Genomic DNA, 12,641 nt, shown 5'->3' with positions numbered 1-12,641 from the left:
ACCTATGCCCCCTCAGCCGACCCGGACCGCGGTGTCGGAAATGAATTCATAATTCGGAACCTGCAGGTTCTTCGGCGCCGGCCCCTGACGGATGCGCGCGGCGGTATCGTAGGCGGAACCGTGGCAGGGGCAGAAATAGCCGCCGAACGGCCCCTTGTTCTCGCCCTCGCCCGCGCCCAGCGGCACGCAGCCCAGATGGGTGCAGACGCCCAGCGTGATCAGCCAGTTTTCCTTGCCCGCCTTGGTCCGCTGCGCCAGCGTTTCCGGATCGCGCAGGTCGGACAGCGGCACCGCATCGGCCTCCGCGATCTCCTTGGGCGTCAGGTTGCGCACGAACAGCGGCTGCTTGCGGAACGTCGCCTTCACGGCCTGCCCCGGCTGGATCGCCGAAATGTCGAGTTCGGTGGTCGATTGGGCAAGGACGTCGGCCGACGGGCTCATCTGGTTGATGAGCGGCAGCGCGACCACGCCCGCGCCGACACCGGCCCAGGCGACCGCGCCGATCGCGAGATAATCGCGACGACGGGGATCGGCCGGGGCGTCGATCGCTCCTTCCGAGGGGACAGCTTCATCAAGCGTTGCCATGCATCAGCCCTTGCACTTCAAAATCTGGACGCGAACACGCCCGAAACCGGATGCGGCGAAGCGCGCGAACGCCACGCCAAGCCCCCCGGCGCCCCCGGTGGCTGGCGGGCCTGATAGACGGCCCGGACGGGCTTTGCCAACCGCCTTTTTGACCGGCTTGTTACGCCCGCCCCCGCTCGCCTATGCGTCCGGTCATGCGCGTGGCCCTGTTTCAGCCCGACATCGCCGGAAATGTCGGCACGATCATCCGCACCGCCGCCTGCCTGGGCGCGGGAGTCGATCTGATCGAGCCGATGGGATTCGCGTGGAGCGATCGCGCGCTCGCGCGGGCCGGCATGGACTATGCCGACGGCGCGGTCGTCGCGCGCCACGCCGACTGGGCGGCGTTCGAGGCGCAGGTGGCGACCCGGCTGATCCTGTTCACGACGCGGGCGCAGGCGCGGTACGACACGGTATCGTTCGCGCCCGACGACATCCTGTTGTTCGGATCGGAAGGCGCCGGGGCGCCCGATTTCGTCCACGCCCGTGCGGACATATTGGCGCGGATACCGATGCGCGCGGGCATGCGATCCTTGAACCTGGCGGTTTCAGCGGGCATCGCGCTGGCCGAGGCATTGCGACAGACAAAGGGCTTTCCCGAATGATCGAACCCGATATCCAGCAGACCAGGGCGCGCGACTGGTTCGAGGCGCTGCGCGACCTGATCTGTGCCGAGTTCGTGGCGATCGAGCGGGAGGCGGGATCGGACGCAACCTTCGACTATCTCGCCTGGGACCGCACCGACCCCTCGGGCGCGCCGGGCGGCGGTGGCGTGCGCGGCGTGATGAAGGGCCAGGTGTTCGAGAAGGTGGGCGTCAACGTCTCCACCGTCGGCGGCACGTTCGAGGGCGATTTCGGCAAGACGATCCACGGCGCGGGCGAGGATCCGCGCTTTTTCGCGACGGGCATCAGCCTGGTTGCGCATATGGCCAATCCGCACGTTCCGGCCGTGCATATGAACACCCGGTTCCTTTGCACCACGAAACGCTGGTTCGGGGGTGGCGCCGACCTCAACCCGCCGATCCCCTATCCCGAAGACACCGACGCCTTTCATGCGCGGCTGAAGGCGGCTTGCGACGCGCATGATCCGGATCATTATCCCCGGTTCAAAAAATGGGCGGACGATTATTTCTACATTCCCCACCGCAAGGTCCATCGCGGCGTCGGCGGCATCTTTTACGATCATCTGGAGGGGGATTGGGACGCCAATTTCGCCTTTACCCAGGATGTGGGCCGGGCGTTTCTGGACATTTTCCCAGCGATCGTGCGGCGGCGGATGGCGATGCCGTTCGACGCGGCGGACAAGGCGCGGCAGCTGGAATGGCGGGGCCGCTACGCCGAATTCAACCTGGTCTATGACCGGGGAACGCTGTTCGGCCTGAAAACCGGCGGGAATATCGACGCGATCCTGATGAGCCTGCCGCCGCTGGCGACGTGGAGCTGAACCGATGGGCCTGATCGCGGTAAAGCCGGGCGAGGTCGCGACCATTGTCACCAGCCTGGAGATGCGGACGCGCCCGACGCCGCGGCCGCTGCCCGATTCACCGTTGCGGCTGGCGCGGTGGGAACGCCCGTCGCCCGCCAAATATCGCGCCCTGTTCGCGCGGGTGGGTGCGCCATGGCTGTGGTTTTCGCGGCTGGTGATGGAGGAGAGCCGGCTGACGTCGATCATCCACGATCCCAGCGTCGAGATTTATGCCGTGACCGATCCGCGCGGGATCGAAATCGGTCTGCTGGAACTGGATTTCCGCGCAGAGACGCAGGGCGCGGCGACGTGTGAGCTGTCCTTTCTGGGCCTGGTGCCGGAATTGACGGGACAGGGGCATGGCCGCTGGCTGATGGCACAGGCGCTGTTGCGCGCATGGCGGCGCGAGGTGACGCGGGTCTGGGTGCATAGCTGCACGCTCGATCATCCGTCCGCGCTGGGATTTTATCGGGCGTCGGGGTTCACCCCCTATGCCCGCGCCGTCGAAACCTTTGCCGATCCGCGCCTGTCAGGCCATTTGCCGCGCGATGCGGCCCCTCACGTCCCGTTGCTCGACCCGGCGAGCGCGCGATAGACGGCGACGCGCAGCACGGTGAAGGCGGTGAAGCCCGCCGCACCGGCGGCCGCGACCGGCACCAGGAACAGCGCCTGCGCCCATGGCGCGTCACCTGCGGCAGCGGTGAGCAACTGGGTCACGATCAGCAGTGCGAACACCGCCGCACCGGCGACGATGGCAAGGCCCGATCCGGCAAGGGCGATCCGCCAGCCATTGCGCGCGCTGAGCCTGAAGCCGCGCTCGACCGCGCCGAGCAGACCCGATTCGGGGCTGGCAGCATAGGCCGGTCCCATCAGCCAGGTCCGCCCGAACACGTAGATGCCGGGGATGATGAGCAGCGTGAAGCCCAGTTGCATCAGCGCGCCGACGGCCAGCCCGATCAGCACGAAGGGGAGCAGACGCACCAGCGACCCCAGCAACAGCTCCCGCACCGATTCGCCGCGTTGCAGGAATAGCCGGAGCAGCGCGAACGCCCCATAATCGAGCATGACGGAAATCAGCAGCACCCAGACAAGGTTCGCCTGGTAGAATGCGCCGACCGCCTCCCGAACCTGTTCGGGCGCGGCCTGTTCGGGCAGGGCGATCCCGGTCGCGAGCATCGCCAGCGCCAGGATCGGGAGGAAGAGGAAAACCCCCGCGATGCGCACGATCAGGTCGCGATCCGCACGCCAGAGGGCCGCAGCGTCGGCAAAGGCGCCGCCAAGATCGAGCCTCATCGCGCGGCGGTAGCCTCATCCCGGGCGCGCAGCGCGACGAAGAGCTTTGCGGCAAAGGCGGTGGCGAGAACGGTGAAAGCGGTCCCGACCGCGCCGCTGACCACGGCCGTCAGCACCGTCGCGAGCGACAGGCCATCCTCCCCCGACCCCACGGCGAGCCGGGCGACCGCGCCGAACGCGGTGGTCGCCGCAAGGCTCGCGACGGAAGAAACGATCACATAGAGGATCAGCACGCCGACGATCCGCAGCGCCACCCCGCGCGTCAGCCGCCAGCTTTCCCCGATCGCGCCCAGCGACTTGCCCTCGCCGACCACGGCCGGGACCAGCACCGAGAGGCGCGCGGCCAGCCAGAGCACCAGCGGTACGAGCAGCAGCAGATACGCCGCCACCCACAGGCGCGCGGCAACCGGAATGGCGGGCATCGTTCCCGAACCGATATTCGACAGATCGACGCCCGCGACCGCGAGCAGCACGCCGAACGGGACCGCGAGCAGCAGCGCGCAGAGCACCACCACGACCATCACCAGCAACGCGGCGGGCAACCGGCGGGTGCCGATCCGCGTCGCCGACAGGCCGAGCGAGGGGTCGAGCGCGAGCGCGGTGATCGACAGCTGTCCCCAAAAGGAGACGAGCGCGAGAATGAGGCCGGCGATGCTCAGCCCCATGCGCAGGCCTGCCGACGCACCCTGTTGCAGATCGGTGAAATTGCCGCTGATGACCGCCGGCACGAAGATCGCGAGCAGCGCGATCGGCACCACCGCGCCCAGATTGTCGCTCAGAAATTCCGCCGTTCGATCCCAGACATTGCCCATGCTGATCATAATTCACCCCTTGTCCGCCGTCCGTTAGCCGATCCGCGAAGCGGGCGCCACCGCCGCTTCCCCCGGTTGCGCCGCGCCGCACACTGGCGCAATCGCGAAACCATGGAATCGACCGATGAGATCGAATGGCGCGTCGCGGATGCGCCCGTCCCCTATCCCGACGCGCTGGCGCAGATGGAGGCGCGCGTCGCCGCCGTACAGCGCGGGGAAGCGCGCGAGCTGGTCTGGCTGCTGGAACATCCGCCCGTCTATACCGCCGGCACCAGCGCCGATCCGGCCGAACTGATCGACCCGCGCTTTCCGGTGTTCACCGCCGGGCGTGGCGGGCGATACACCTATCACGGGCCGGGACAGCGGATCGGCTATCTGGTGCTCGACCTTGGCCGGCGCGGCAGGGACGTGCGCTGTTTCGTCCACGCGCTGGAGGAATGGGTGATCGCCGCGCTGGCCCGGCTGGACATCCACGCGTTCCGCGTCGAGGGGCGGGTCGGCATCTGGACCCGCGACGGCGGGCCGGAGGCGAAGATCGGCGCGATCGGGGTGCGGGTGAAGCGGTGGGTGACGATGCACGGCTTTTCGGTGAATCTCGACCCCGACCTTGCCGATTTCGGTGGAATCGTCCCGTGCGGCCTGTCCGAATTTCCGGTGACCAGCGCCGCCGCGCTGGGGCGCCCGGTGTCGGCGGCCGGGTTCGACGCGGCGCTCGGGGCGGCGTTTCCCGCCTTCCTGTCCGCGCTGGGCGGGACGTGCGCGGGGGGTGACGAGCAAAAGGGTTGAGAGCGCGGCACGAAGCGTTTAATTGTCCATCCCGGATTGGGGATATAGGACGAAGCGCCACCCCCATTCGACAATCTAGGGAGCTTATTTCATGCGTGCACTCTTCACCAAGGCGGTTGCCGGTTCGATGATCGCCAGCGCCGCGCTGCTGCTGTCGGCTTGCGGCGACAAGACCGAAACCACCCCCGAAAACACCACGGTTGTCGATGTGAACGCGACCGATCCGGTGCTTGACGGCACCACCAGCGACAACATGACCATGGTCGATGGCGCCACCGGCAACGACATGGGCATGGCGAACGACACCATGGGCAACGGCATGTAAGTTCGCGAAAGCGGATTTACCGGCTTGAGGGGCCGTCCGGGATGCCGGGCGGCCCCTTCCGATTCCGGGATGTTTGCGCAGTCGCAACGAATCGCGGGGAAAAACTGCTTGGGCGGGCGCGCAAAAGTCCGTAACCCCTGCCCCACTTCAGCGTGTTCGAGAGGGTGTGATGTTGGTTTCGCGTATGGTTTGCGGCGTTGCGGGTGCGGCGGTGCTGTTCGGGGCGGCGCCGGCATCGGCCCAATTCTATTTCCGCGGGCCGGATATCGCGAGCGCGCCGGCGACCGGAACCGAGCCGGGCCTGCTCGCCCAGCCACTCCCCGGCGCGACCCCGGCGGAGTTGCGCGCGGCGATCGTGTGGAATGTGCGCGCGGCGTTGAACGTGGCGGCATTGCAGTGCCAGTTCGCGCCGACGCTGTTGACCCTGCCCAATTACAACACGATCCTGAAGGATCATGGGGCGGAGCTGAACGCATCCTACGCCACGCTGTCCAAATATTTCCTGCGGACCGCCAAGAATGCGAAGGCGGGCCAGACCGCGCTCGATCAATATGGCACGCGTGTCTATTCCAGTTTTTCGGTCGTCTATTCACAGCTATCCTTCTGCGCGACCGCGCATGCGGTATCCGAACAGGCGGTGTTCGCGCCGCGGGGCGGGTTCGGCGACATCGCCGTCCAGCATATCGGCGAGCTGCGCAACAGCCTGACCCGATGGGGCGAAATGCAGTTTCCGATGGTCACCTATTACGGCGCACAGGTGAACCTGCCGCAGTTCGGCAACGAGAAATGCTGGCGCAAGGATGTGTACCGGCCGGAACGCTGCGCCTGACCCGGCCGCGTTGACCGCCGGCATCGACCGCCGGCGATCAGCGCAGCCCCAGCGCCTTGTGCGCCTGAAGCGTCAGGCGCCATTTCGGACGCGCGAGCGCAAAATCGATCGCCGCCTGCACGTTGGCGGGCGCATGCGCATCGTCCATCGGCTGAACCAGGAAATGGGCGAAGTCCCAGCGTTCCAGCGCCGCGACATCGGCGCCGGCTTGCGGCCAGACGAGCTTCAGCTCGTCACCCCGGCGCTGGACGACCTGGCTGCCCGCCTTGGGGCTGATACACACCCAGTCGATGCCCGGATGGGCAGGCAGCGTGCCGTTGCTTTCGATGGCGATGCGAAAGTCCCGGGCATGGAGCGCATCGACCAGCGCGTCGTCCACCTGCAACATCGGTTCGCCCCCGGTCAGCACGACGAACCGGCGTTCGACGCCCTCCCCCCAGAATCGGGCAGCCGCATCGGCAAGCGCGTCGGCATCGGCGAACCGCCCCCCGCCCGCGCCGTCGGTGCCGACGAAATCGGTGTCGCAGAATTTGCAGACCGCCGAAGCGCGATCCTGTTCGCGTCCCGACCACAAATTGCATCCGGCGAAGCGCACGAACACCGCCCGCGCCCCGGCATTGACCCCCTCCCCTTGCAGGGTCAGGAACATTTCCTTCACCGAATAGGCCATGGCCGCGTCAGGGCCGCGTGGCGTAGCGGGTGGGATCGGCGATGCCCGCCTGTTCGAACCCCAGCGCGCGCAGGCGACAGCTGTCGCACAGGCCGCAATGCAGGCCGCCGGGCGCGGGATCGTAGCAGGACCAGCTGAGCCCGAGATCGAGGCCGAGTTCGGTCGCCTTGCGCACGATATCGGCCTTGCTCATGTGGAGCAGCGGCGCGTGGACGTGGAACGGATCGCCCTCCACCCCCGCCTTGGTCGCGAGTTCCGCGAGCCGTTCGAAGCCGGCGATGAATTCGGGGCGGCAGTCGGGATAGCCCGAATAGTCGAGCGCATTGACACCGAGGAACATGTCGCGCGCGCCCGCCGCCTCGGCCCAGCCCAGCGCGAGGCTGAGGAAGATCGTGTTGCGCGCCGGGACATAGGTGACCGGAATATCGTCGCCGACGCCCTCCTTCGGCACCTCGATATCGGCGGTCAGCGCCGATCCGCCGAACGCCGACAGGTCGAGCGGCAGGACGATATGCCGTACCGCGCCCAGCTCGACCGCGATACGGCGGGCGGCGGCCAGTTCGATCTGATGGCGCTGATTGTAATCGACCGACAGCGCGAGCAGCGAAAAGCCCTCGGCCCGGGCGCAGGCCGCGGAAACATAGGAATCGAGGCCACCCGAAATCAGGGCGACGGCTGTACGTCCGGATTGTGTCATGGCCCTGCGCTACCCACTTTGCCGCAGCGCGGCAAGCGAGGCGAGAGGCTCACGCGAATGGCCCCGCGTCAAGGATAAGCGGCGGGGGTTCAGCGACAGGGGCCGGTGCGCCGCCCTTCATACTCATAGGTGAAGGGCAGGCCGCGGCTCACCCCCTGCGTTTCGATCCGGACCAGGCGCGGGGTTTCGACGGTGATGCGGGTATCGCCATTGCCGATGCCCGGGCAGCTATAGGTCACGCGACCGCCCAGCGGGGTGTTTTCGACCACGAAGCGCGAGCAGGTGACGCCGCGATGTTCGAGCTGAAGCATCACCTGCGGATCGGAAATGCAGATCGATCGGGTGCCGCCTTCGCGATCGCGCAATTGCCATTCGCCGCGTTCGATTCGACCGAGCGCGGCCAGGCCGCCGCTCTGCGCCGCCGCGGTGAGACCGGCGACGGCCGCGCCAACCAGTGCGCCAAGCGCGAGGAGAGAGCGAATCTTCATTTCACCGCTGGTCTAACACGTTCCGGCTTTCAATTCGCTGACAATTCCTGTCAGCTAACCGCTTCGAAAGGAATCGGAAATTTCCGCGCGCAAAAGGCACAATCGACGGTGATGATGCCATCCTCCGCCATTTCGGCGCGGTCCTCCGGCGTGAATTTGGCGAGGACCGATTCGATATAGGCGGGATCGCAGCGGCAGCCGCGCACCAGATCGACGCCGCCCTGCACGCGCACCTCCGCTTCTTCGTTGAACAGGCGCCAGATCAGCGTTTCGAGCGGCAGCGACGGATCGGCGAGTTCGTCCTCACCCATCGTCGCACCCAGCGCCTCGACCGTATCCCATTCGGGATGGTCGTCGCGGCTGTGCAGTCGCTCGCCACCCTCCTCCCCCTCGGGCAGGTGCTGGAGGAACAGGCCGCCGCCGATGCAATGCCCCGCCGCGTCATGGCCGACGCCCAGCCGGACGAGGCTGGGGATCTGTTCCGACTGGTCGAAATAGCGTTCCGCCGCCTGTGCGAGCGACGCGCCATCGAGCGGGACGATCCCCTGATAGCGCTCGCCGGTCGCCGCCTGATCGAAGGTGATCGCGAGATAGCCCTGCGCGAACAGCGCATAGAGCGACGGCGCCTCGCCCAGTTCGGCGAGCTTGTCGGCATCGAACTGGACATAGCCGCGCAATTCGCCGCCGCGATAATCGCACACCATCAGCGTCACGATGCCGCCCTGCGCCTGGGCCTGGAGGGTCAGCTGGCCGCTGGTATCCTTCAGCGTCGATCCCAGCAGCGCGGTCAGCGTCAGCGCCTCGGCGAGCAGTCGCTCGATCGGCGCGGGATAGGCATGGGCGGCGAGAATCCGATCGAGTACCGGACCCAGCCGCGCGATCCGCCCGCGCGCATGGCGCCGGGGAATCGTGAAGTTCACGGTGCGATCAAGGTCGGTGGTCGTGGTCATTCCAACACATCCGTTTGTCCCCGGACCGGTCCGGGGCTGTTCAGGGCCGCTCCGCCCTGGCCCCCGGGTCGGGAAGGGCATCCGTTTCGCCACGGGCGCGTGACAGGCAGGCGTCAGGAGATGCCCGGAAGATAGGAAGCGCCAGCGGGCGTTCAACTCACCCGATCTGGCCGAAGCACCAGCGCAGGACCGCCTTCTGCCCGTGGAGCCGGTTTTCCGCCTCTGCCCAGATCAGCGATTGCGGGCCGTCGATCACCGCATCGGTCACCTCTTCGCCGCGATGCGCGGGGAGGCAGTGGAGGAACTTCGCGTCGGGCCTGGCCTGCGCCATCAGCGCCTCGGTCACCTGATAGGGCGCGAGCGCGGCGAGCTTTGCATCGGCATGCGCCTGACCCATCGACACCCAGGTGTCGGTGACGATCACATCGGCATCCGCCACCGCTTCGGCGGGGTCGTTGACGCAGCGCGCCCGCCCCTTGCCGAGCGCCATCGCCGCATCGGGCAGCGAAAAGCTCTGCGGACAGGCGGCGACGACGTCGAAGTGCATCAGGCCCGCCGCCTCGACAATCGAGGCGAGGACGTTGTTGCCGTCGCCCAGCCACGCGACCTTGAGCCCCGGAAGCGCCTTGCCGCTTTCGAGGATCGTCTGGAGATCGGCGACGATCTGGCACGGATGGCTGTCGTCGGTGAGGCCGTTGATGACCGGCACGCTGGCATATTCGGCCATTTCGAGCAGCTTCGCATGATCGTCGGTGCGAACCATGATCGCGTCGCAATAGCCCGACAGGACGCGCGCGGTGTCGGCCACGGTCTCGCCCCGGCCGAGCTGGCTGGTCGCACTGTCGAGCACCACCGCGCTGCCGCCCAGTTGGCGGATCGCCATTTCGAAGCTGACGCGGGTGCGGGTCGAGTTCTTTTCGAACACCATCGCGAGGCAATGGCCGGCGAGCGGCGCGTCGGCATCGACCGCGCCCCGGGGCAGGCCGGCCCGCGCGGCCTTACGCTCGATCGCTTCGGAGAGGATCGCGGCAAGGCCGTCGGCGCCGGCATCACTGAGAGACAGGAAGTTGCGATAGGTCATGGACGTGGCCCCTTCGTGGCCGCCGCGGATTGCCCGCAGCGGCGGCACGGCATCAATCGTCGGCGGGCGGCGCATAGCTGCGCGCGCCCGCGCTCAGCTTTTCGACGCACTCGGCGATATGGCGTTCCTCGATCACCAGCGGCGGCAGGACACGGAAGACATTCTCGCCCGCCGCCACGGTCAGCAGCCCGTGATTGTCGCGCAGATGCGCCACGAAGTCGCGCGCGACCGCCGGCTCCTTGAGCTTGATGCCCAGCATCAGGCCCTTGCCGCGAATCTCGTCGAACAGATGATCGTGATTGGGGATCATCTGTTCGAACGCGGCGCGCAGACGCTCGCCCATCCGCGTCACGTGATCGAGGAAGCCGGGCTGGGTCATCACGTCGAGCACCGCCATGCCGGCCGCCATCGCGAGCGGATTGCCGCCATAGGTCGATCCGTGGGTGCCGAACACCATGCCCTTCGCCGCCGCTTCGGTGGCGAGGCACGCGCCCAGCGGGAAGCCGTTCCCGATCCCCTTGGCTGCGGTCATGATGTCGGGGGTGATGCCGTAATGTTCATACGCCCACATCTTGCCGGTCCGGCCATAGCCGCACTGAATCTCGTCAAGGATCAACAGCATGCCGTGCGCGTCGCACGCCTGACGCAGGCCCCGGATGAATTCCGGGGTGCCGGCGGTCATCCCGCCCTCGCCCTGCACCGTTTCGACCATGAAGCCCGCGGTCTGGTCGTCGACGAGCGCGAGCGCGGCGTCGAGATCGTTGAACGGCGCATAGTCGAAACCGGGCAACAGCGGTTCGAACCCGTCGCGCATCTTCGCCTGGTTGGTCGCCGAAATCGCCCCCATCGTCCGCCCGTGAAAGGCGTTGGTGAAGGTGATGATCTTCGTCCGCTGCGGATTGCCGTTCACATAATGATAGCGGCGCGCCGTCTTGATCGCGCATTCGACCGCCTCCGCGCCCGAATTGGTGAAGAACACCGTGTCGGCGAACGAATTGTCGACGATGCGCTGCGCCAGCGCCTCCCCCTGCGGCGAGCCGTAGAGGTTGGACACGTGCATCAGCGTCGCGACCTGGTCCTGCACCGCCTTGGTAAAGGTCGGATGCCCATGGCCCAGCGCGTTGACCGCGATGCCAGCGGCGAAGTCCAGATAGCGCTCGCCTCGCTCGCCGATCAGGTAGCAGCCCTCACCGCGCACCGGACGCACATCGCACCGCGGATAGACGGGCATGAGCGGGGTGATCGACATTGGACTGCTCCTCCTTTTTTGGCTGGGTTGTAGCGCCGTTGAACCTGATACAAACAACAAGGGCGGCCCGACCGGACCGCCCGGATCGCGCTTTTACCCCCGCCGATACGCGCTCGCAACCCCGGTCAGCTGCGCGTCTTCCATCCCGATCGCAGCAGCGCGTAACAGGCCAGCCCCATCACCAGATCGATGCCGAAAATCACCGCCGCGCCAAGCGGGATCGGGGAATCCGCCACCCCGAGAAAGCCGTAGCGAAAGCCCGAGATGATGTAGAAGAATGGGTTGGCGTGGCTGATCGCCTGAAACGCCGGGGCAAGGCGATCGACCGAATAGAAGGTGCCGGAGAGCAGCGCGAGCGGCGCGACGACGAAATTGGTCACCGCCGCGGCATGATCGAACTTTTCCGCCCAGATCGATGTCAGCACCCCCATCAGCGCCAGGAACAGCGCACCGAAAAAGCCGAACCACAGGATCGCCCAGACATGGTGCGGGGTTACCGAGACGCCGGGCCAGATCGCCATCGCCAGCCACACCGCCGCCCCGACACAAAAAGCACGGGTGATCGCGCCGCCGCACAGGGCGGCCAGCAATTCCATCGTCGATAGCGGCGGCATCAGATAATCGACGATCGTTCCCTGAATTTTGCCCACCAGCAGCGAGAAGCTGGCATTGGCGAACGCGTTCTGGAGCATGCCCATCACGATCAGCCCGGGGGCGATGAAATCGGCGAAGTGGATCGCCCGCCCCTCCAGCGTCACCATGCGTCCGCCACCGCCCAGCGCCACGGTGAACACGACGAGAAAGAGCAGTGTCGTGACCGCGGGCGCCCACACCGTCTGGAGCTGCACCTTGAAGAAGCGGCGCACCTCCTTCACATAGAGGGTCCAAAGCCCGCCCCAATTGACGTTGCGGATGACCGGCACGCCGGGGCCGGACGTCAGGGCTGTGGGCATTTCGGGCGGTTGGGACTGGTCGGCCATGGAAAGGCCGGGTAATCGCTGCCGCCGCGCCCGGCAACGGGATTGATTCTTTAGGGACGACAAATGAGCTGGACCGACGAACGGATCGAGACGCTGCGCAAGATGTGGGACAGCGGGATGACCGCGACCCAGATCGCGGAGGAACTGGGTGGCGTGAGCCGCAATGCGGTGATCGGCAAGGCGCATCGCCTGGGCCTTGCGTCGCGTCCTTCCCCGGTCAAGGCGAACGCGCCGGAGGCGAAGGCCGCGGCCCCTGCCGCCGAGCCGGCGCCCGCGCCTGCGCCAGCACCGAAGCCTGCCCCCAAGCCGCAACCCGCGCCCGAGCCGCGCGCCGCCGCCCCGGCCGCGCCGGAACCGCAACAGCCCGCCAGCGGCAAGCCCGCCGGCGACGG

At 67.2% G+C, this 12,641-nt stretch carries 17 protein-coding genes; 7 read left to right on the top strand and 10 right to left on the bottom strand.

Annotated elements, in window-relative coordinates; all coding sequences use genetic code 11:
* Positions 1-12 precede the first annotated feature (12 nt).
* Complete coding sequence (petA, locus tag KF783_RS06540; protein WP_294077605.1) at positions 13-585, bottom strand: ubiquinol-cytochrome c reductase iron-sulfur subunit; 573 nt, start codon at positions 583-585, stop codon at positions 13-15.
* Positions 586-779: 194 nt separating this feature from the next.
* On the opposite strand from petA, the gene KF783_RS06535 reads away from it, so the two are divergent.
* The 3 genes from KF783_RS06535 to KF783_RS06525 are packed head-to-tail and all read left to right on the top strand — an operon-like array spanning position 780 to position 2,684.
* Positions 780-1,229, top strand: coding sequence for a tRNA (cytidine(34)-2'-O)-methyltransferase (locus tag KF783_RS06535; protein ID WP_294077604.1), 450 nt, complete (start codon positions 780-782; stop codon positions 1,227-1,229).
* Complete coding sequence (gene hemF / locus KF783_RS06530; RefSeq protein WP_294077603.1) at positions 1,226-2,068, top strand: oxygen-dependent coproporphyrinogen oxidase; 843 nt, start codon at positions 1,226-1,228, stop codon at positions 2,066-2,068. Before KF783_RS06535 ends, hemF begins: the two co-directional genes overlap by 4 nt.
* Positions 2,069-2,072: 4 nt before the next feature.
* Entirely contained in the window at positions 2,073-2,684 is a 612-nt protein-coding gene (locus KF783_RS06525; protein WP_294077601.1) for a GNAT family N-acetyltransferase, read from the top strand.
* Here KF783_RS06525 and KF783_RS06520 read toward each other — a convergent pair.
* Together KF783_RS06520 and KF783_RS06515 are read right to left on the bottom strand one after the other, a co-directional pair.
* Positions 2,648-3,382, bottom strand: a complete 735-nt coding sequence (locus KF783_RS06520) for a hypothetical protein (protein WP_294077599.1) — start codon at positions 3,380-3,382, stop codon at positions 2,648-2,650. The genes KF783_RS06525 and KF783_RS06520 overlap by 37 nt on opposite strands.
* Positions 3,379-4,203, bottom strand: coding sequence for a hypothetical protein (locus tag KF783_RS06515; RefSeq protein WP_294077598.1), 825 nt, complete (start codon positions 4,201-4,203; stop codon positions 3,379-3,381). The genes KF783_RS06520 and KF783_RS06515 overlap by 4 nt, the downstream gene beginning before the upstream one ends.
* Before the next feature lie 102 nt (positions 4,204-4,305).
* Between KF783_RS06515 and lipB the strand changes: the two genes are divergently transcribed.
* The 3 genes from lipB to KF783_RS06500 all read left to right on the top strand — a co-directional run bounded on the left by lipB (position 4,306) and on the right by KF783_RS06500 (position 6,134).
* Positions 4,306-4,980: a lipoyl(octanoyl) transferase LipB gene (gene lipB, locus KF783_RS06510; RefSeq protein ID WP_294077597.1), complete on the top strand. Its 675-nt coding sequence runs from the start codon at positions 4,306-4,308 to the stop codon at positions 4,978-4,980.
* A gap of 91 nt (positions 4,981-5,071) precedes the next feature.
* Complete coding sequence (locus KF783_RS06505; RefSeq protein WP_294077596.1) at positions 5,072-5,305, top strand: hypothetical protein; 234 nt, start codon at positions 5,072-5,074, stop codon at positions 5,303-5,305.
* A gap of 169 nt (positions 5,306-5,474) precedes the next feature.
* On the top strand, positions 5,475-6,134 hold the full coding sequence (locus tag KF783_RS06500) for a hypothetical protein (protein WP_294077594.1): 660 nt from the start codon (positions 5,475-5,477) through the stop codon (positions 6,132-6,134).
* A gap of 37 nt (positions 6,135-6,171) precedes the next feature.
* On the opposite strand, the gene queE is transcribed toward KF783_RS06500, so the two are convergent.
* The 7 genes from queE to KF783_RS06465 all read right to left on the bottom strand — a co-directional run bounded on the left by queE (position 6,172) and on the right by KF783_RS06465 (position 12,249).
* Positions 6,172-6,804: a 7-carboxy-7-deazaguanine synthase gene (queE, locus tag KF783_RS06495; RefSeq protein WP_294077593.1), complete on the bottom strand. Its 633-nt coding sequence runs from the start codon at positions 6,802-6,804 to the stop codon at positions 6,172-6,174.
* Between the two features lie 7 nt (positions 6,805-6,811).
* Positions 6,812-7,501 (bottom strand): 7-cyano-7-deazaguanine synthase QueC, encoded by a 690-nt coding sequence (gene queC / locus KF783_RS06490; RefSeq protein WP_294077591.1) that lies wholly within the window; start codon positions 7,499-7,501, stop codon positions 6,812-6,814.
* A gap of 89 nt (positions 7,502-7,590) precedes the next feature.
* Positions 7,591-7,989, bottom strand: coding sequence for a hypothetical protein (locus KF783_RS06485; protein ID WP_294077589.1), 399 nt, complete (start codon positions 7,987-7,989; stop codon positions 7,591-7,593).
* A gap of 50 nt (positions 7,990-8,039) precedes the next feature.
* A complete protein-coding gene (locus KF783_RS06480) occupies positions 8,040-8,939 on the bottom strand; it encodes an Hsp33 family molecular chaperone HslO (protein ID WP_294077586.1) in 900 nt (299 codons plus the stop codon).
* A 157-nt stretch (positions 8,940-9,096) separates the two neighbouring features.
* Positions 9,097-10,020: an ornithine carbamoyltransferase gene (gene argF / locus KF783_RS06475; protein ID WP_294077584.1), complete on the bottom strand. Its 924-nt coding sequence runs from the start codon at positions 10,018-10,020 to the stop codon at positions 9,097-9,099.
* A gap of 52 nt (positions 10,021-10,072) precedes the next feature.
* Positions 10,073-11,269 (bottom strand): aspartate aminotransferase family protein, encoded by a 1,197-nt coding sequence (locus KF783_RS06470; RefSeq protein WP_294077581.1) that lies wholly within the window; start codon positions 11,267-11,269, stop codon positions 10,073-10,075.
* 125 nt (positions 11,270-11,394) lie between these two features.
* Positions 11,395-12,249 carry an ABC transporter permease gene (locus KF783_RS06465; RefSeq protein WP_294077580.1) on the bottom strand — a complete coding sequence of 285 codons (855 nt, stop codon included), beginning with the start codon at positions 12,247-12,249 and terminating at the stop codon, positions 11,395-11,397.
* A gap of 63 nt (positions 12,250-12,312) precedes the next feature.
* On the opposite strand from KF783_RS06465, the gene KF783_RS06460 reads away from it, so the two are divergent.
* The coding region (locus KF783_RS06460; RefSeq protein ID WP_294077578.1) for a GcrA family cell cycle regulator at positions 12,313-12,641 on the top strand (329 nt) is incomplete at its 3' end.

Origin of the sequence: Sphingomonas sp. (genome assembly GCF_019635455.1) — a bacterium.
In the GTDB taxonomy this organism is placed as follows: Bacteria; Pseudomonadota; Alphaproteobacteria; order Sphingomonadales; family Sphingomonadaceae; genus Sphingomonas.
Note: the sequence above shows the minus strand (reverse complement) of the source record. Positions and strands in the feature narration are given on the sequence as shown.

Excerpts from the sequence above, each read along its gene's own strand:
- petA (WP_294077605.1), bottom strand. The coding sequence starts at position 585 with ATGGCAACGCTTGATGAAGCTGTCCCCTCGGAAGGAGCGATCGACGCC.
- KF783_RS06535 (WP_294077604.1), top strand. The coding sequence starts at position 780 with ATGCGCGTGGCCCTGTTTCAGCCCGACATCGCCGGAAATGTCGGCACG.
- hemF (WP_294077603.1), top strand. The coding sequence starts at position 1,226 with ATGATCGAACCCGATATCCAGCAGACCAGGGCGCGCGACTGGTTCGAG.
- KF783_RS06525 (WP_294077601.1), top strand. The coding sequence starts at position 2,073 with ATGGGCCTGATCGCGGTAAAGCCGGGCGAGGTCGCGACCATTGTCACC.
- KF783_RS06520 (WP_294077599.1), bottom strand. The coding sequence starts at position 3,382 with ATGAGGCTCGATCTTGGCGGCGCCTTTGCCGACGCTGCGGCCCTCTGG.
- KF783_RS06515 (WP_294077598.1), bottom strand. The coding sequence starts at position 4,203 with ATGATCAGCATGGGCAATGTCTGGGATCGAACGGCGGAATTTCTGAGC.
- lipB (WP_294077597.1), top strand. The coding sequence starts at position 4,306 with ATGGAATCGACCGATGAGATCGAATGGCGCGTCGCGGATGCGCCCGTC.
- KF783_RS06505 (WP_294077596.1), top strand. The coding sequence starts at position 5,072 with ATGCGTGCACTCTTCACCAAGGCGGTTGCCGGTTCGATGATCGCCAGC.
- KF783_RS06500 (WP_294077594.1), top strand. The coding sequence starts at position 5,475 with ATGTTGGTTTCGCGTATGGTTTGCGGCGTTGCGGGTGCGGCGGTGCTG.
- queE (WP_294077593.1), bottom strand. The coding sequence starts at position 6,804 with ATGGCCTATTCGGTGAAGGAAATGTTCCTGACCCTGCAAGGGGAGGGG.
- queC (WP_294077591.1), bottom strand. The coding sequence starts at position 7,501 with ATGACACAATCCGGACGTACAGCCGTCGCCCTGATTTCGGGTGGCCTC.
- KF783_RS06485 (WP_294077589.1), bottom strand. The coding sequence starts at position 7,989 with ATGAAGATTCGCTCTCTCCTCGCGCTTGGCGCACTGGTTGGCGCGGCC.
- KF783_RS06480 (WP_294077586.1), bottom strand. The coding sequence starts at position 8,939 with ATGACCACGACCACCGACCTTGATCGCACCGTGAACTTCACGATTCCC.
- argF (WP_294077584.1), bottom strand. The coding sequence starts at position 10,020 with ATGACCTATCGCAACTTCCTGTCTCTCAGTGATGCCGGCGCCGACGGC.
- KF783_RS06470 (WP_294077581.1), bottom strand. The coding sequence starts at position 11,269 with ATGTCGATCACCCCGCTCATGCCCGTCTATCCGCGGTGCGATGTGCGT.
- KF783_RS06465 (WP_294077580.1), bottom strand. The coding sequence starts at position 12,249 with ATGGCCGACCAGTCCCAACCGCCCGAAATGCCCACAGCCCTGACGTCC.